Annotated in this window: 16 protein-coding genes and 1 tRNA gene; 10 read left to right on the forward strand and 7 right to left on the reverse strand. The window is 64.1% G+C overall.

The features are described 5' to 3' along the window. The first annotated feature begins 11 nt into the window (after positions 1–11). From IEW00_RS14870 to IEW00_RS14885, 4 genes are all read left to right on the forward strand, one after another. The gene (locus IEW00_RS14870) at positions 12–458 is read left to right on the forward strand and encodes a DUF2497 domain-containing protein (RefSeq protein ID WP_188515187.1); all 447 of its coding nucleotides are present in this window, start codon (positions 12–14) and stop codon (positions 456–458) included. Between the two features lie 201 nt (positions 459–659). Next, positions 660–3,527: a valine--tRNA ligase gene (locus IEW00_RS14875; RefSeq protein ID WP_188515188.1), complete on the forward strand. Its 2,868-nt coding sequence runs from the start codon at positions 660–662 to the stop codon at positions 3,525–3,527. A 78-nt stretch (positions 3,528–3,605) separates the two neighbouring features. Next, entirely contained in the window at positions 3,606–4,847 is a 1,242-nt protein-coding gene (locus IEW00_RS14880) for a DUF2254 domain-containing protein (protein WP_188515189.1), read from the forward strand. Positions 4,848–5,085: 238 nt separating this feature from the next. Beyond that, positions 5,086–7,398, forward strand: a complete 2,313-nt coding sequence (locus IEW00_RS14885; RefSeq protein WP_188515190.1) for an ATP-dependent helicase — start codon at positions 5,086–5,088, stop codon at positions 7,396–7,398. 106 nt (positions 7,399–7,504) lie between these two features. Here the strand turns inward: IEW00_RS14885 and IEW00_RS14890 are convergent, their stop codons facing one another. After that, positions 7,505–7,711 carry a hypothetical protein gene (locus tag IEW00_RS14890; protein WP_188515247.1) on the reverse strand — a complete coding sequence of 69 codons (207 nt, stop codon included), beginning with the start codon at positions 7,709–7,711 and terminating at the stop codon, positions 7,505–7,507. Positions 7,712–7,893: 182 nt separating this feature from the next. On the opposite strand from IEW00_RS14890, the gene IEW00_RS14895 reads away from it, so the two are divergent. Together IEW00_RS14895 and IEW00_RS14900 are read left to right on the forward strand one after the other, a co-directional pair. Then, entirely contained in the window at positions 7,894–8,103 is a 210-nt protein-coding gene (locus IEW00_RS14895) for a hypothetical protein (protein WP_188515191.1), read from the forward strand. Between the two features lie 82 nt (positions 8,104–8,185). Beyond that, on the forward strand, positions 8,186–9,598 hold the full coding sequence (locus IEW00_RS14900) for an alpha/beta hydrolase (protein ID WP_229737067.1): 1,413 nt from the start codon (positions 8,186–8,188) through the stop codon (positions 9,596–9,598). On the opposite strand, the gene recF is transcribed toward IEW00_RS14900, so the two are convergent. Continuing rightward, positions 9,595–10,680: a DNA replication/repair protein RecF gene (gene recF / locus IEW00_RS14905; protein WP_188515192.1), complete on the reverse strand. Its 1,086-nt coding sequence runs from the start codon at positions 10,678–10,680 to the stop codon at positions 9,595–9,597. The two genes, IEW00_RS14900 and recF, sit on opposite strands and share 4 nt — an antisense overlap. A 257-nt stretch (positions 10,681–10,937) precedes the next feature. Between recF and IEW00_RS17600 the strand changes: the two genes are divergently transcribed. Further along, a complete protein-coding gene (locus tag IEW00_RS17600; protein ID WP_268235840.1) occupies positions 10,938–11,063 on the forward strand; it encodes a hypothetical protein in 126 nt (41 codons plus the stop codon). A 40-nt stretch (positions 11,064–11,103) separates the two neighbouring features. Further along, the gene (locus tag IEW00_RS14910; protein ID WP_188515193.1) at positions 11,104–11,292 is read left to right on the forward strand and encodes a PspC domain-containing protein; all 189 of its coding nucleotides are present in this window, start codon (positions 11,104–11,106) and stop codon (positions 11,290–11,292) included. Between the two features lie 55 nt (positions 11,293–11,347). Here IEW00_RS14910 and IEW00_RS14915 read toward each other — a convergent pair whose 3' ends face one another. Continuing rightward, positions 11,348–12,100: a queuosine precursor transporter gene (locus tag IEW00_RS14915; protein WP_188515194.1), complete on the reverse strand. Its 753-nt coding sequence runs from the start codon at positions 12,098–12,100 to the stop codon at positions 11,348–11,350. An 84-nt stretch (positions 12,101–12,184) separates the two neighbouring features. On the opposite strand from IEW00_RS14915, the gene IEW00_RS14920 reads away from it, so the two are divergent. Together IEW00_RS14920 and IEW00_RS14925 are read left to right on the forward strand one after the other, a co-directional pair. Further along, positions 12,185–12,261 (forward strand) — tRNA-Arg (locus tag IEW00_RS14920). A 161-nt stretch (positions 12,262–12,422) separates the two neighbouring features. Next, positions 12,423–13,175, forward strand: coding sequence for a ferredoxin--NADP reductase (locus IEW00_RS14925; protein ID WP_188515195.1), 753 nt, complete (start codon positions 12,423–12,425; stop codon positions 13,173–13,175). A 19-nt stretch (positions 13,176–13,194) separates the two neighbouring features. Here IEW00_RS14925 and IEW00_RS14930 read toward each other — a convergent pair whose 3' ends face one another. The 4 genes from IEW00_RS14930 to IEW00_RS14945 all read right to left on the reverse strand — a co-directional run bounded on the left by IEW00_RS14930 (position 13,195) and on the right by IEW00_RS14945 (position 16,509). Then, complete coding sequence (locus tag IEW00_RS14930; RefSeq protein ID WP_188515196.1) at positions 13,195–13,629, reverse strand: acyl-CoA thioesterase; 435 nt, start codon at positions 13,627–13,629, stop codon at positions 13,195–13,197. Next, entirely contained in the window at positions 13,626–15,170 is a 1,545-nt protein-coding gene (locus IEW00_RS14935) for an acetyl-CoA acetyltransferase (RefSeq protein WP_188515197.1), read from the reverse strand. The genes IEW00_RS14930 and IEW00_RS14935 overlap by 4 nt, the downstream gene beginning before the upstream one ends. Positions 15,171–15,313: 143 nt before the next feature. After that, positions 15,314–16,033, reverse strand: coding sequence for a type II secretion system protein N (gene gspN / locus IEW00_RS14940; RefSeq protein WP_188515198.1), 720 nt, complete (start codon positions 16,031–16,033; stop codon positions 15,314–15,316). Further along, positions 16,030–16,509 carry a type II secretion system protein M gene (locus tag IEW00_RS14945; protein ID WP_188515199.1) on the reverse strand — a complete coding sequence of 160 codons (480 nt, stop codon included), beginning with the start codon at positions 16,507–16,509 and terminating at the stop codon, positions 16,030–16,032. Before IEW00_RS14945 ends, gspN begins: the two co-directional genes overlap by 4 nt. Positions 16,510–16,519 lie beyond the last annotated feature (10 nt).

The following is a 16,519-nucleotide window of genomic DNA, read 5'->3' on the forward strand; positions in this document are numbered from 1 at the left end:
GCCTCAAAGCGATGACACGGGATATTGGCGAGCCAAGCCTTGAGGAAATCCTTGCCTCGATCAAGAAGGTGATTGCAGAGGACGGCCGTAAACCACGGCGTTCTGCGCCGGCGCGTCCTGCTCCCCAACGCCACGAAGCGCGCCAGGAAAAGCCGATCGACGACATTCTCGAACTCACCGACAGCGTCGAATCATATGAACCGGCGGCTCCCGAGGAAGCCCCGCTGATGAGCCGCGCGGGCGAGCGATCGATGCGCGAATCGCTTGCCGTTCTGGCCACGCTGACCGAACCGGGTGTCAGCCCGCAGATCGTCCGGTCTGGAGAAACCTCGTTGGAAGGCATGGTGCGCGAAATGTTGCGGCCGATGCTGGCCGAATGGCTCGATCGCAATCTACCGGATATGGTCGAGGCGCTGGTCGCCAAGGAAATCGGCCGGATCACCGGGCGCAACGGCTGATTAAATGGCTGGTGACGCATGCGGGCGCATTCGATCGGCATGGCATGGCGTTCGAGACCGGCGTTGCGGGTCTTCCCGGACAAGAACCACTGAGTGTTGAAAGCGCAGGCCAGCGTGCAATGACACCGCAACGTGTTTGACGGGCTCCGGCAACCTCTGAAAACGTCTGGAAAATAACGCGTCCTGCGTTAAAGCGGCGGGATGACGAGCACCGACAAGCAAGAGCTGCCCAAGACATTCGATCCTGCCGCGATCGAGGCCAAATGGTATCCGCATTGGGAGGAGACGAACGCGTTCCGTCCCGAGCGGCCCGATGCTGCGCCGTACACGATCGTCAATCCGCCGCCGAACGTCACCGGATCGCTGCACATCGGCCATGCGCTCGACAACACGCTGCAGGATATCATGATCCGCTACGAGCGGCTGCGCGGCAAGGATGCCTTGTGGGTGGTCGGCACCGACCATGCCGGAATCGCTACGCAGATGGTGGTCGAACGCCAGCTTGAGGCCGCAGGCGACAAGCGCACCAATTACAGCCGCGAGGACTTCGTCAAGAAGGTCTGGGAGTGGAAAGAAGAAAGCGGCGGACAGATTACCCGCCAGCTGCGCCGGCTGGGCTGTTCGATGGACTGGAGCCGCGAGCAGTTCACCATGGACCCGCATTTCAGCAAGGCGGTGCTCAACGTGTTCGTCGACCTGTATAATCAGGGGCTGATCTACCGCGACAAACGTTTGGTCAACTGGGATCCCAAGCTCAAGACCGCGATCAGCGATCTCGAGGTGGAAACGCGCGAGGTCCAGGGCCATTTCTGGCACTTCCGCTATCCGCTGGCGGATGGGGTCACGCTCGACGATCGCCGCGACCATATCGTGGTGGCAACGACGCGGCCCGAGACGATGCTCGCCGATATGGCGGTGGCGGTGAACGGCGCCGATCCGCGCTATACCAGCGTCATTGGCAAGTTTGTCGAGCTGCCGATCACCGGACGGCGCATCCCGATTGTCGCGGACGACCATGCCGACCCCGAGCTGGGTTCGGGCGCGGTGAAGATAACGCCGGGGCATGATTTCAACGACTTCGAGGTCGGACGGCGCGCAGGCATTGCGGCGGCGGACATGCTCAACATGTTCGATGCCGAGGCGAAGGTGGTGCAGGTTGCTGCCTCTGATGGCCTGATCCCGGCTGAGTTCATCGGCGTGGACCGCTTCGACGCACGCAAGCTTGTCGTCGAGCGGATGAAGGCGCTGGGCCTGCTGGTCCCGCATGTCGTGACAAGCAAGGACGGCGAGGTCACCGAACACGACGCCGAACCGCGTACCATCCAGACGCCTTATGGCGACCGCGGCGGCGTGGTCATCGAACCCTGGCTGACCGACCAATGGTATGTCGACGCCAAGACGCTCGCGCAGCCCGCGATCCAGGCAGTGAAGACCGGCGTGATCGAGATCGTTCCCAAGAGCTGGGAGAAGACGTTTTTCCACTGGATGGACAACATTCAGCCTTGGTGTGTGAGCCGCCAGCTCTGGTGGGGGCATCGGATTCCGGCTTGGTATGGCTCCGACGGGAAATGCTATGTCGCCGAGACCGAGGAGGCCGCGCAGGCGCTCGCGGGTGAAGGCGTCACACTGGAACGCGATTCCGACGTCCTCGACACCTGGTTCTCCTCCGCGCTCTGGCCATTTGCGACGCTGTGTTGGCCGGACTCTTCCAATCCTCTCCCTTCAGGGGAGGTGGCAGCGCGTAGCGCTGACGGAGGGGAAGCGGCTGCATGCGACGGCGGCACGAACTCGCTTCCCCTCCACCATCCTGCGGATGGTCCCCCTCCCCATTCCGGGGAGGATTTGTTGCGCAAACACTATCCCAACGACCTGCTGATCTCCGGCTTCGACATCCTGTTCTTCTGGGATGCGCGGATGGCGATGATGGGGACGCATTTCATGGGGAAAGCCCCGTGGAAGCAGCTGTATCTGCACGGCCTCGTCCGCGCGGCCGATGGCGCCAAGATGTCCAAGTCCAAGGGCAACACCGTCGATCCGCTGGGCCTGATCGACCAGTACGGCGCGGATGCGCTGCGTTTCTTCATGGCGGCGATGGAAAGCCAGGGCCGCGACATCAAGATGGATGAACGCCGCGTCGAGGGCTATCGCAACTTCGCGACGAAGCTGTGGAACGCATCGCGCTACTGCCAGTCGAACGGCATCGGCGCGAGTGCATCGGTCAGCGCTCCGCAGGCGACGCTCGCGGTCAACCGCTGGATCATCGGCGAGGTGGTCGATACCGTCGCTGCACTCGACAAGGCGCTCGCCGACCTGCGCTTCGACGCGGCAGCGAACGCGATCTATCACTTCGTCTGGGACCAATTCTGCGACTGGTATCTCGAGCTGATCAAGCCAACCCTGAGCCAGGATGCAGAAGTTCAGCCCGCAATGGCCACCGAAACCCGCGCGGTGGCTGGCTGGGTGCTTGACCAGATTCTGGTGATGCTCCACCCGTTCATGCCCTTCATCACTGAAGAGCTGTGGCATGCGCTGGGCGAGCGTCAGAACGACCTGATCTTGGCGCAATGGCCCGCGCCCGATGCCAACGTCGATGCCGACGCCAAGGCCGAGACCGAATGGCGAATCGCGCTGGTGCGCGAAATCCGTTCGGCCAAGAACGAACTCGGTATCCCGCCGGGACAGCGGCTGCGCGGCTTCGTGCAGGGTGCGAACGATCGCACCTGCGGTTGGATCAACGGCTTTGCCACCGGCGCGCAGCGGCTCGCCCGGATCGACTTCGCTTCGCTGGGCGAACACGCTCCCGAAGGTGCGAACATCCAGATCGTGGTCAACGAGGCGACCTTCGTGCTGCCGCTCGAAGGCATCATCGACATTGCCGCCGAAAAGGCGCGTCTCGCCAAGGCGCTCGAAGCGGTGACCAAGGAGGCAAAGTCGCTCGACGGCCGTCTGTCCAACCCGGCGTTCGTCGAGAAAGCCAAGCCCGAGGCGGTCGAGAAGGCCCGCGCCGACCATGCGGAGAAATCCGCCGAAGCCGAGCGGCTGACAGCGGCGCTGGGGCGGCTTGGATAGGCACTGTAACCTATTGCCGGTGCGCCGCGTCCTATGGGCGATGCGGCGCTGCAATCTGTGCGCCCGGGAGTTTCCACAATGAGCTTATCCTATGCGCGCCTGCTCGCCATCCGGGTGCTGACATCTTTGTGGTTCACGCCTGCGGCCTATGCGGTGCTGGCGGTGGTCGTGCTGTTGCTTGCGCCTGCAGCATCGATGTTTCTGCCGGAGGAATTCCACAAGCTGATCGGGTTGGATGGCGTCGACGAGCTGCTCGGCGTGCTCGCCAACACGCTGCTGGCGGTAGCGATCTTCTCGCTGGGTATCATGGTGTCCTCGCTGCAGGCCGCCGCTTCCGCCGCAACGCCCCGTGCCCGCCCGCTGCTGATGCGCGATCGCACCGCGCAGAACGCGATCTCCGTTTTCATTGGCGGGTTCATTTTCGCGATCGTCGGCATTGTGGGCCTGTCGACGAGCTATTTCGACCAGCCCGCACGGGTCATCCTGTTCCTGGCAACCTGTCTGGTAATCGTCTCGGTGATCTACGCGCTGATCCGCTGGATCGGGCGGCTCAGCAATCTGGGCGATGTGTCCGAGATCATCGACCTGCTCGAAGACAGCGCGGACAAGGCGTTCTGCCAGCTGGCTTTGCGGCCGTTCCTAAACGGGGTCGTGCTTGATGCCCTGCCGGCGGAGGGCTTCGCCGTTCGCTCGAAGCGGTTCGGCTTCATCCAGGCGATCGACGATCACGTCTTTGCCACAGTCTGCAAGAAGCATGACGTCGATATCTATCTTGCGGTCCGGCCCGGAACCTATGTCGATTTAGCGACCACGCTGCTGGTGACATCGAAGCCGCTGGACGCCAAGACCGCCAAGGCCGTCTACAACGCCTTCGTGATCGGCGGGAGCCGCACGTTCGAGGCCGATCCGCGCTTCTGCCTGATCGTGCTGTCGGAGACCGCATCCAAGGCGCTGTCGCCGGGGATCAACGATCCGGGGACCGCGATCGACGTGGTGGGGACGTCGCTCAGGCTCCTGGCCCGCTGGAGCACCCAGGCGCAAGCGGCGGAACGGGTCGTCAAATGTCCACGTCTGCACGTTCCGCCGATCAGCGTCGAAGATATGGTCTGTGATGCGTTCCGCTGGATCGCGCGTGACGGGGCAGGGCATCTCGAGGTACAGATCCGGCTGCAAAAGGCGCTGCGATCGCTTGCCGCGCATGATCCGGCGCATTTAGGCGCGGCAGCGCGGGCGATGTCGCACGAGGCGTTCGCGCGCGCCAAGATCGGGCTGGCGCTACCTGCGGATGTCGAGATGCTGGAGAAGTTCGTTCTCGATTGATGGCGTTTGCGTACGACTCAAATCCTCCCCCAGGAAGCGGGGGGAGAGGGACCGCCCGCACAGCGGGGGGTGGAGGGGCTGCGGGATAGTGCCTCGATAAATCGCCGTGCCAAATCGCTTCCCCTCCACCGCCTGCGGCGGTCCCCCTCCCCGAGACAAGCTCGGGGAGGATTTGAGTGGAGTGATCGCTCCACCTCACCCCTTGCCCCCGCCGCCCTCGTTCCCTAAACGTTCGTTGGTGAACAGTCTCGCCCCCGCATCCGAATTTCCGCCGCCCTCGCCGCAGGACCCTGCGTATCTGCAGGGGCTCAACACGCCGCAGCGCGAAGCCGTATTGTCGTCCGAAGGCCCGGTGCTGGTGCTGGCGGGCGCAGGCACGGGCAAGACCGCGGCGCTGACCGCGCGGCTAGCGCATCTGATCGCGACGCGCCGCGCCTGGCCCTCGGAAATCCTCGCGGTCACCTTCACCAACAAGGCCGCGCGCGAGATGCGCGAGCGCGTTGGGCGGATCATCGGGGATGCGGTCGAGGGGATGCCGTGGCTGGGCACCTTCCACTCGATCGGCGCCAAGATGCTGCGCCGCCATGCCGAGCTGGTCGGGCTGCAGAGCAACTTCACGATCATCGATACCGACGACCAGTTGCGGCTGCTCAAGCAATTGATCCAGGCCGCCGATATCGACGACAAGCGCTGGCCCGCGCGGCAGCTCGCCGGGTGCATCGACCGGTGGAAGAACAAGGGGCTGAATCCGCACGAATTGGACGCCGCCGAGAGCGAACTCTATGCCAATGGGCGGGGACAGGAACTCTACACCGCCTATCAGGACCGGCTGAAGGCCTTGAACGCCTGCGATTTTGGCGATCTGCTGCTGCACATGCTGACGCTGCTCAAGACCGACCGCGCGGTGCTCGAGCAGTACCAGCAACGGTTCAAGTATATCCTGGTCGACGAATATCAGGACACCAACTCCAGCCAGTATCTGTGGCTGCGGCTGCTCGCCCAGGCACGCAAGAACATCTGTTGCGTCGGCGATGATGACCAGTCGATCTATTCGTGGCGCGGTGCAGAGGTCGCCAACATCCTGCGGTTCGAAAAGGATTTTCCTGGCGCACGGACCATCCGGCTCGAGCAGAACTACCGCTCCACCCCGCATATCCTGGGCGCAGCATCAGGCCTGATCGCATCGAACAGCGACCGATTGGGCAAGACGCTCTGGACCGAGGTCGATGCCGGACAGAAAGTGCGCGTGCTGGGCGTGTGGGACGGGCCCGAAGAGGCGCGGCGGGTCGGCGAGGAGCTCGAGCGGATTTCGCGGGAGGGCACCAGCCTCGACAAGACCGCGATCCTGGTGCGCGCCTCGTTCCAGACCCGCGAGTTCGAGGACCGGTTCATCGCGATCGGCATGCCCTACCGCATCATCGGCGGCTTCCGCTTTTACGAGCGCGCCGAAATCCGCGATGCGCTGGCGTACTTGCGCGTCGTCAACCAGCCCGCAGATGACCTAGCGTTCGAGCGGATCGTCAACACGCCGAAGAGGGGCCTCGGCGACAAGGCGGTCGAGAAGGTGCACCGCGTCGCCCGCGCCACCGGGCTGCCGCTGTCGGCGGCCGCGTTCCAGATCCTCGACAGCGATGAACTGCCTGCGCGGGCCCGCACGGCTTTGGGCGGCCTGATGCGCGGGATTGCCCGCTGGCGCGACCTGCTGACGACGATGACGCCTGCGGACCTCGCCCGGCAGATCATGGACGAATCGGGTTACACCCAAGTGCTGCAGGCGGAAAAATCGGTCGAGGCATCGGGACGGCTCGAAAACCTTTCCGAGCTTGCCCGCGCCATGGAAGAGTATGAAAGCCTCGGCGATTTCCTCGAGCATGTGAGTCTTGTGATGGACAACGAGGCGAGCGCGGACGAGGCCAAGGTCACGATGATGACCATCCACGGTGCCAAGGGGCTCGAGTTCGAGCATGTCTTCCTCGCGGGATGGGAAGAGGGCGTTTTCCCCTCGCAACGCTCGCTCGACGAGGGCGGGCTGGCTAGCTTGGAGGAAGAACGCCGTCTCGCGTACGTCGCAATTACGCGCGCTCGCGCCAGTTGCACGATCATGCACGCGGCCAACCGGCGGATCTATGGCCAGTGGACCAGCTCGATCCCCTCGCGCTTCATCGGCGAACTGCCGGTAGAGCATATCGAGGAGGAAAGCTCGCTGACCGGTGGGGCTTCGCTGTGGCGGGCGGGGCTGTCAGAGCGCGACGATCCGTTTGCGCATCTGGCGCGCGACCCCGAACGCGCGGCGCGGCGCGGGCCCGGCTGGCAGCGCGCCACGCAAGTCCCCGGCGGCTTCAACACCGCACCTCAGCGTGTGGCGGAGGCGCGGTCGAGCGCGATCAGCCTGGGCAACGCCGGACGCAGCGATGTCGATATCGGCACCCGCGTGTTCCACCAGAAATTCGGCTACGGGCTGGTCGCTGAGAAGGAAGGCAACAAGCTCGAGATCGACTTCGAAAGCGCGGGCCGCAAGCGGGTGATCGACAGCTTTATCTCGCTGGCGTGATTGTCACTGCTTTCCGGCGAAAGCCGGAATCCAGGAGTCAGATTGCTCTGCAGCCGCCCCTGGGCTCCGGCTTTCGCCGGAGAACGGCTGGTGGCGCAACCAGCCCTCAGCGCTTGCGGCTGTCCATGTACCACAGCGCGCCGTGCAGCGCGAAGCCGCCACCAAGCCCGGCGAGAAACCCGATCGAGGGCTGGCCCATCAATCCGCCGACCACGGTTCCAACCAATGTCCCCAAGGCCATGAACACGCCGCCGCCGCGCACAGGCGGGCGATCTTCCGGGCGGGCAGGGGTTTTGCGCGTATCGTTCTGCATGGCAAAGCCCTTGCCACGGCTGGCAGCGATTTGCCAACGCGAAGTGACGCGCGCCGCCACCGCAAAACCCTAACGACGCGTTTACCAACCCGGTTGAGCCTTCTTCCACGCCCGAACGCTATCCCTGAACGAACCGCAGCCAGCAGGGGGTGCGGGTGTACACAAGGAACATACGAGCGGCCATGAACCTGCCTTATATCGGAACCCGCGAAGCCTATGACGACGCCTGCATGCTGCTCTCGCGCTTTGGCGAGACCGCCGGCATTGAAGCCTCCGACCGCGCCGAAGCCGCCCGTGCCCGCGGCAACCACATCCACTTTTGTCACTGGCGCCAGATCGAACGGCTGTTGGTGATCATGACGATCGACCAGAGCATCGGGACGATTCACTGAGCGTCTGATCTTTACATTCATTCTGCCCCGGGATTAGTGCGGATTGACTGCGCAAGCGCAGGAATTCTGCTGGCTGGAACAGGTGAAAGATCCCATGATGCTGCGATACTGCGCACTGGCCATGGCGGCATTGGCAATCTGGCTGCTCCCGACTGACGCGATGGCGCAGGAGTTCACGCCGTGCAGCGATGCAGATGCGTTCCCCGCGCTGGCAGGATCGCTTTGTGCCACCGCTGAGGTTCCGCTGCAGCCCGGGGTGTCGGCCTCGCCGGATGAAACCCTATCGCTGTTCGTTCGAAAGTTTCCTGCCGCCAATGCCCGCAAGCGTCGTGGGCAGGTTTGGCTGGTTGCTGGCGGCCCCGGTGAATCGGGAGCGTCGCTTTATCCGGTGCTGCCGACGCTGAGACAGGCATTTGCCGGCTATGATCTGATATTCCCTGATCACCGCGGAACCGGATATTCGTCTAAGCTGTGCCCGGATCAGGAAGCTCCAGGCAGTGCTGGAGGGATCGCACTGGCAGGCGAGGAGTGGGGGCCATGCATCGGTGCGTTGCATGGGAATGTCGCACGGACGCACAGCTTTACGATCACCAACGCAGCGTACGATCTGGCCGCATTGATCCGTCGCTACCGATCGCGCGGCAAGGTTCAGCTATATGGCGTATCCTATGGGACGCAGTTGGTCCTGCGGATGATGCAGGTTGCGCCGGTCAGGCTCGACGGGATGATACTGGACGGCCTGGTGCCGCCCGAAACGGCAAGCGAGTGGGATTTGAGCCGACGCACCGCCGTGGTTGATGCAGTGGGCAGGCAATTGCTCAATGCTGATCAGACCCAGCAATATCGCGAGTTGCTTGCCCAGCAGCAGCCCGGCTGGCTCGCCAGCGTTCCGGGTGGCGATCTGCGCCGTCTGATGGGATCGATGCTGACGTTTCCCGAGGTGCGCGACCGTATTCCCCAGATGATTGAGGCACTGGCGAACAACGATTCCGCTCCATTGATTTCTGCCATCAGCGATGTTCGAGCCCTGTCGGCACAGCTGTCTGTGTATCCGCAATCGCCGCCCTCGCTGCCACTGGTCATGCTGATCAGCGGATCAGAAAACAACGCGCGCCCGGATCTGACGGCAGATATCGTCGCTGCAGAATCTGGGGATTCGCTGTTTACCAGTTCGCTTCCCGGATTGCTCGTCGGAAGCCCCACGCCGCTTTATCAGCGGGACGCATTCTACGGAACAGTGCCGCAAAGGCTCCCCCGCACGCTTGTTGTCCATGGCACGCTTGATCCCAACACACCCTATGAAGGCGCATTGGCGCATATCAGACTGCTGGCACCTGCAGGCGATGTGCATTTCGTCACGGTGGATCGGGGCGCACATTTTCTCGCCTTGGTCGCGCCGACGTGTTTTGCCGGGACGGTGTCTGCATTCGTCAGCCGCGCTGCGGTCGCGGCGAACTGCGCAGAGATTGCGCTTCCGGATGAACAGGCCCCTTAACCTGTCGGAGTCACCACCCCGCCGCTGACGCTCCAGTCGGCGCGGCCTGCCGTCGGGACCGCCTCGAACAGCGCGGCATCGGTGCCGGTCATCCACACCTGCCCGGAGCGGTCGGCAAGCTGCTCGTACAGCGCGGCTCTGCGCGCAGGGTCGAGGTGTGCGGCGATTTCGTCGAGCAGCAGGATCAAGCGGCTGCCACGGCGGGCAGCGACGAGGTCGGCGTGCGCGAGGATGATCGCGATGAGCATCGCCTTCTGCTCGCCGGTCGAACACAAGGCCGCGGGCTGGCCCTTCTGCCGCATCGTGACGATCAGGTCGTCGCGGTGCGGTCCCGCCAGCGCACGCCCGGCGGCACGGTCGCGCGCGCGGCCTGATCTGAGCGCTGCGGCGAGCGCGTCAGTCTCTGCCGGGCCCTTGCGTTCCAACGCCAGCGTCGGTTGCGCGAACGGGCCGTCGGCCAGCGCATCGATCTGCACTTCGAGCGCTTCGAGCGTATCGGCGCGCGCCTCGGCCATCGCGCCGCCATGCTCGGCCATCCGTGCTTCCAATGCATCGATCCAGCCGGGATCGACCGCACGGGTTTCACCCAGCAGCCGGTTGCGCTCGCGCATCGCGGCCTCGTAGCGCGCGGCGTGGCGGGCGTGTGCGGGGTGCAGCGCCAGCACCAGCCGGTCGAAAAACCGCCGCCTTCCGCCTGCGCCTTCGAGGAACAGCCGGTCCATCGCCGGGGTCAGCCACACCACTGCAAGCCAGTCGGCAAGGCTTGTCGCCGCCGCCGCCGCGCCGTTCACGCGCACCAGCCGCCGCGAGGGCGCGTCCGCATTCGTGCCGGTGCCGATCTTGAGCTCTTCGCCGGCAAGGCTCGCGGAGATCGCAAAGCCCCCCGGTCCCTGCTGGCGCGCCATCTGGTCGATGCTGGCGCGGCGCATCCCGCGCCCGGGGGCGAGCAGCGAGATCGCCTCGAGGATGTTGGTCTTGCCCGCGCCATTGTCGCCCCAGATGACGTTGAACCGCGCGCCCGCCGCGATGCGGCTGGCCTCGTGGTTGCGAAACTGACTGAGGGACAGGTTGGAAAGCGCCATGCGGGCACCGCTATAGCGCCTTGGGAAGGGGTTCGCGCGCAAAATCGAAAGGGCACGGATCGTCGGCACAGTGCGCTCGCCAACTTATCGTGAATATTCCCAAACCTTCGTATTCAGCCTGGGGCAAGAATCGTCACTTTGCGTATAAGACATTGAATTATCGACGTTATCCAAACTGGCACGGCGCGTGCAACGTATCTGGCATCTCCCGAAGGACAGCCCCGAGGGACCCAGACACACCAGAAAGGAACCACATCATGTTTTCGCTCTCGAACCTCAACAGCAACCTCCTCGCCGCCATCTGCGCTTTTGCGACCTCGGCACTTTTCATCGGCCTGAGCGTAGGTCCCGCAGAAATCGGCATGGCGTCGATGATCGTCTGATCTGCCGCATCACAACAACCGGGCTTTAAGGGATACAATCATGAACAACCGCGCATTTCACCTCGACAAGTCGAACGCCAAGCTGATGGGCGTGTGCTCAGGCATCGCCAATTACTTCGACTGGGACGTCAACCTGATCCGCATCGGCTTCGTGCTGGCTGCACTGTTCGGTGTCGGTGCACCGGTGCTGATCTATCTCGCCATCGGGCTGATCGCATCGGCCCGCTGAGCGCGGGCCTCTGGCTTAAAACCCTGCGGTCAGGCCCCCGGCTGAGGCCCCAGTTTCAAACCTTCGTGCTGAACGGGGTGAAATCGGTGGCGGTATCGAACACCTCCACCCCTTCGCGCCGCTTCAGCCAGCCGACGACAAGATAGGTGACCGGGGTCAGCACCACCTCCCAGCTGACCTTGAGCAGCCAGTTGGTGATCATCACGGTGATCACCTGGTTTGTCTCCCATTCGCCATAGAAGGCGAGCGGATAGAAGATCAGGCTGTCGACACCCTGGCCCACGATCGTCGATCCGATGGTGCGCGACCACAAGGCGCGGCCCCGCGTCCAGATCTTCATCCGCGCCATGACATAGCTGTTGACGAACTCGCCCGCCCAGAAGGCGACGATTGATGCCAATACGATGCGGGGCACCTGGCCAAAAACGGACTCATAGGCCGCCTGGCCGTCCCAGCCATCGGCGGGGGGCAGGGTGACCACCACATAGCTCATGAACGCCATGAACAGCAACGCTGCAAAGCCTGCCCAGATCACGCGGCGTGCGCGGGCATAGCCGTAGATCTCGGTCAGCACGTCACCGATCACATAGCCCAATGGGAAGAACAGGATGCCTGCGCCATACACCCATTGCTCGCCATCGATGGTGATGAAGGTCGGCTTGGCTGCGCCGATCACGTTCGACAGCAGCAGCACCGTCACGAACGCAGCCATCACGAAATCGTAATAGGCAAAGCGGTGCGTGGCGGGGTCGAAGCCGTCGCTGGAGAGCGGGGCGGGGTTCAGGAGATCGCGGGATGGTCGCTGCATAGGCCACCGCCATATCGCGGTTTACATGGCCATGCAAAGCCCGCTATTGCGCCCTCGATATCGAAAATAGATGTCAAATGGCGCGCGCCCTTAGCTCAGCTGGATAGAGCGCGAGACTTCTAATCTTGAGGCCACAGGTTCGATTCCTGTAGGGCGCGCCAGTTTGTTCAAGGGGGGGCTAACCCGATCCAGGCATCAGCGCCCGTCGCTGAACCTTGACCGCTACGCCGCAAGCTGGCGTTTTGCGGTGCAAAATTATGCTTCCTCTCCCCTGGCGGCGAATGCTGCTATCGGGCGCGCACGATTGATAGATTGGACGAAAATGGCGATTACGACTGTCGAGGTTTTGACGACGCACCAATGGAACACCGGGCTCTTCTCGTTCACCGTATCGCGGCCGCCGTCGTTCCGGTTCGTGAGCGGGCAGTTCGTGATGCTGGGGCTGATGATCAACGGCAAGCCGCTGCTGCGCGCGTATTCGATCGTCTCGCCGGCATGGGATGAGACGCTCGAGTTTCTCAGCATAATCGTGCCTGATGGTCCGCTGACCAGCCATCTGTACAAGATCAAGCCGGGTGACGAGATCCTGCTGGGCGCAAAGCCCACAGGAACGCTGACGCTCGATGCGCTGCTGCCCGGCAAGCGCCTGCACCTGATCGGCACCGGCACCGGCCTTGCACCCTGGATGTCGATCATCCGCGATCCCGATGCGTACGAGCGCTATGAGCAGATCACCGTGCAGCACACCGTGCGCGACATTCAGGATCTCGCCTATCGCGAAGAGCTGGAAGCGCGGATGGAGCATGATCCGTTGGTCGGCGAGTTGGCGGTGACGCGGCTGACCTATGACCGGTCGGTGACCAAGTGCCCGACCTGGACCGAGGAAAACCGCCGCATCACCACGCGGATCGAGTGCGGCGATTATCCGCTGAACCCCGAGACCGACCGGGTGATGCTGTGCGGCAGCATGGCGATGATCAAGGAAACCGGCGCGCTGCTCGAAAGCCTGGGCTTTGTCGAAGGCGCGCAGTCGAACCCGGGCACTTATGTGCTCGAGCGCGCGTTTGTCGGCTAATAAACGGGGCTGAAGACGATCAGCTGCGGATGGCTTCCAGCGCCGTCCGCAGCGCTTCGGGCAAGGCCACCGGGCGGCGGCTGTCGCGCCCGACATAGACATGGGTGAAATGCCCGGCGGCAGCGGCTTCGTCGTCATCGTTGCGAAACAGCCCCACGCCATAGCGCACCGAACTGGTGCCGATGTGATCGACCCGGATGCCGGCATGGATCGTGTCGGGAAACGCCGTCGGCGCGAAATAGGCGCACCCGGTTTCGACCACCAGGCCGATGGTCTCGCCCGCATGGATATCGAGCGCGCCGGCCTTGATCAGATATTCGTTAACCGCAGTGTCGAACCAGAAATAATAGACCGAATTGTTGACGTGCCCGTAGATGTCGTTGTCCGACCAGCGGGTGGTGATCGTCGTGAACGCGCGATAATCGGCGCGCAGCGGGCGTTGCGGCCTGCTCATTCGGCTACCGTGAAGCTGTTGACGCCATCGGTGTGCGTGATGTGGACGGTGCGGCCGATCGGATCCTTTGCCGGATCGAGCAACGCGGCGATCGCGGCGTCCTTGTCGCCATCGGCGGGGCGCGCAATGACGCGGCCTGTCGCGGTCCGGGCGATGACCACCGCGCGCGCGGGCCTGCCCTTGGCATAGCCGACGGTGTAGCTTTCGATCGTTCCGGTCGCGTGTTCCTCCAGCCGCGCGGGCGCGGCTTCGGCATCGATCTCGGCCTGCATCGGGGCATGATCGACCGGGGTCCAGGCCTCGGGCGCTGTGGTGCTGTAGATGCCGACCGCTTCCTTCGACAGGAACCCGCCATTGGCGAGGATCAGGCCATAGCTGCCGGGGTCGGCGCGCAGCGTCTGTGTCATCGCGGCGATGGCGTGCATCGAATAATTGTTGCCTGCGCCGCCTGCAAACGGCAGCCCGCCGGTCAGCGTCAGCGCGGTTGTGCGTTCGTCGATTCCCAGCGCCTCGGCCGCCAGCAGCACCGCGACCGGGAAGCAGCTGTATATATCGTAATGCGCGATTTGGCTTGGCGTCTTGCCCGCGCTGGCGAGTGCGCCTTTCAGCGCCACCTCGATCGCGCGCGACCGCGACAGATCGGGGCGCAGGCTGACATTCTTGTCCATCGCCTCGCCGCTGCCGTGCAGGAAGAGCCAATGCGAACGCGGAACGCCCATCGCCTCGGCCTGACCGGCGCTGGTGAGGATCAGCGCCGCGCCCTGGTTCACCGCATCCTGCGCGACGTGCCATTTGAGATAGGGATCGGCGACCGGGTAGTTGCTGTCTGACGGTGTTGCGAGATAATCGGCGCTCATCGCCTTGGGGAATTGCGCATAGGGGTTGGCGGCGGCGACTTCGCTGAAATCCGCCCACAGTGCCGACATCTCAGCGACATGCTCGGTGCGGGTGCGGCCGAGGCGTGCGCGCAGCGCGTGCTCGAACAGCGGATAGGTGAGGATCGGCGCGCCGACACCGTTCCTGAGCTCGTGCCGGTCGAGCAGCATCGGGCCAAGCCCGCGATCTTCCATGTCGCCCGCGATGGTCTCGTTCCAGTCGAGCGTCACCCCCTTGCGCGCGGCGGTCTTGGCGGTGGCGATCGCTTCGGACCCCGACAGCAGCACGCACCGGGCCTTGCCCGCATGGATCTCGGCAGCAAATTCGTTCACCAAAGCCTGCGGGCTCTGGCCGCCGACGATCGAGTAGATCGCGCGGGCAGGCGTGATGCCCAGCCGGGCGGCGAGCCCCAAGGGCGGCTTGTCGCATCCGCCGGTGCCTTCGGGCACCATGCCCGGCGCGCTGTCGGCGAAATGGCGGACCACCGCGATGACATCGATCGCCGAGCGCACGGCATCCGCAACGCCGGTGTCGGCGAGTGCGGCCTCGGATGCGTGCTGCATCAGGCTTTGCGGGCTGGGCGCGGCTGCCGGATCGCTGCCGTCCCAGTGATCGACCGCCTGTCCGACACCGATCAGAACGGGGGTGTTGGGGGGAAGGATCATGGCATCGTCTCCATTCTTCTTTTGATTGGGTCCGTTCTCCGGCGAAAGCCGGAGTCCAGGGGTCAGATTGCAATGAAGCCGCCCTGGATTCCGGCTTTCGCCGGAAAACAGCTATGCAGGTGTTTCGCGATCAGGAACCACCCTCAAAACCGTCCGTTGATCCTGATCGCCATCGCATCGCCCTGCTGGCGGAAGCCGAGGACCGAGAGCGCCGCGCCCGCGCCGCCGGCGAGGCCGCCGAGCTTGAAATCGGCGGTGTAGCGACCCGCGCCGGTGATTCGGATATCCATCTGCTCAAGCCCGGACTGGCCCCTCAGCGGGATCAGCAGGTCGCCACCGTCGCAGCGCAACGTGCCGCTAAGCCCGCGTTGCAGCGAGATGCCGAACAGGCTCTGCTCGATATTGACCCGCACCGCGCCCGATGCCGCGCTGCACCGCGCGCCGACGAACGCGATGTTGGCGCCATCGAGCGTCACGCTGCGCAACGGCAGCGGCGCGAACAGATCGGCGGTGGCGATGTCACCGCTGGCATTGCGCATCGCGATGCTGCTGCCGCTTTTTGCAAGCTCGAACGCCAGTGGCGGCTGGCCGGGTACATCGGCCGCGCGTGTCATTGCCAGCAGCGTTTCGCCGCGTAGCAGCCCGGCAGGGGAAAGGCTGGCATCGAGGTCGCCCAGGGTCAGCCGGCCAAGCCGCAGGTCGCGGATGGTGCCGCTCCAGACACTCCCCTCGACAGCGCGCGCGCTGACACCGCGGCCGCCCAGCCCGCTCATGTCGAACACGATCCGCATCGGCAGCAGCACCAGCAGCGCCACGATCAGCACGACAGCAATCAGGACTGCCCGTTTGACGCGTCTGTTCATCCGCCGATCTTCGTCAGCCGTGCCGAAACTGAAACGGTGCCGTTGTCCATCCGACGGACAGTCAGCGTTTCGGGAACCACGCCACGGCGCTCGAGATCGGCCAGCCATGACAGGAACGCGGTCGATCGCGCCGATCCGATCGCGATTTCGGCGCGGTTCGATCCTTGTGCGGTGTTGGCATCGAGCGTGAACCCACGTTCGGCGGCCTCGCTGGCGAGCAGCAGATTGAGCGCGGCGATCGCCTCGGCCGGGCGCTTGTCGGCGGGCATTGAAAGCGCCTGCGTCTTGGCCTCGATGCGGCCTGCCTGCATCGTCGCTTCATAAAAGCTGCGCTTGGCATCGGTCGCAAGGTCGTACATCGGGCGGTAGATGCCGTAAAAGCCGACGATCCCCAACGCCAGGACGGCAGCGAAGCCGACCATGATCTGCTCGCGCCGCGACAGCGCGACGAACCAGTTCTTTGCTGCTTCGGTCACGGTGCTGGCA

Source organism: Blastomonas aquatica, assembly GCF_014639875.1.
Taxonomy (GTDB): domain Bacteria; phylum Pseudomonadota; class Alphaproteobacteria; order Sphingomonadales; family Sphingomonadaceae; genus Blastomonas; species Blastomonas aquatica.

Coding starts and splice junctions, on each gene's coding strand:
- IEW00_RS14870 (WP_188515187.1), top strand. CDS start 12: ATGACACGGGATATTGGCGAGCCAAGCCTTGAGGAAATCCTTGCCTCG.
- IEW00_RS14875 (WP_188515188.1), top strand. CDS start 660: ATGACGAGCACCGACAAGCAAGAGCTGCCCAAGACATTCGATCCTGCC.
- IEW00_RS14880 (WP_188515189.1), top strand. CDS start 3,606: ATGAGCTTATCCTATGCGCGCCTGCTCGCCATCCGGGTGCTGACATCT.
- IEW00_RS14890 (WP_188515247.1), bottom strand. CDS start 7,711: ATGCAGAACGATACGCGCAAAACCCCTGCCCGCCCGGAAGATCGCCCG.
- IEW00_RS14895 (WP_188515191.1), top strand. CDS start 7,894: ATGAACCTGCCTTATATCGGAACCCGCGAAGCCTATGACGACGCCTGC.
- recF (WP_188515192.1), bottom strand. CDS start 10,680: ATGGCGCTTTCCAACCTGTCCCTCAGTCAGTTTCGCAACCACGAGGCC.
- IEW00_RS17600 (WP_268235840.1), top strand. CDS start 10,938: ATGTTTTCGCTCTCGAACCTCAACAGCAACCTCCTCGCCGCCATCTGC.
- IEW00_RS14910 (WP_188515193.1), top strand. CDS start 11,104: ATGAACAACCGCGCATTTCACCTCGACAAGTCGAACGCCAAGCTGATG.
- IEW00_RS14915 (WP_188515194.1), bottom strand. CDS start 12,100: ATGCAGCGACCATCCCGCGATCTCCTGAACCCCGCCCCGCTCTCCAGC.
- IEW00_RS14925 (WP_188515195.1), top strand. CDS start 12,423: ATGGCGATTACGACTGTCGAGGTTTTGACGACGCACCAATGGAACACC.
- IEW00_RS14930 (WP_188515196.1), bottom strand. CDS start 13,629: ATGAGCAGGCCGCAACGCCCGCTGCGCGCCGATTATCGCGCGTTCACG.
- IEW00_RS14935 (WP_188515197.1), bottom strand. CDS start 15,170: ATGATCCTTCCCCCCAACACCCCCGTTCTGATCGGTGTCGGACAGGCG.
- gspN (WP_188515198.1), bottom strand. CDS start 16,033: ATGAACAGACGCGTCAAACGGGCAGTCCTGATTGCTGTCGTGCTGATC.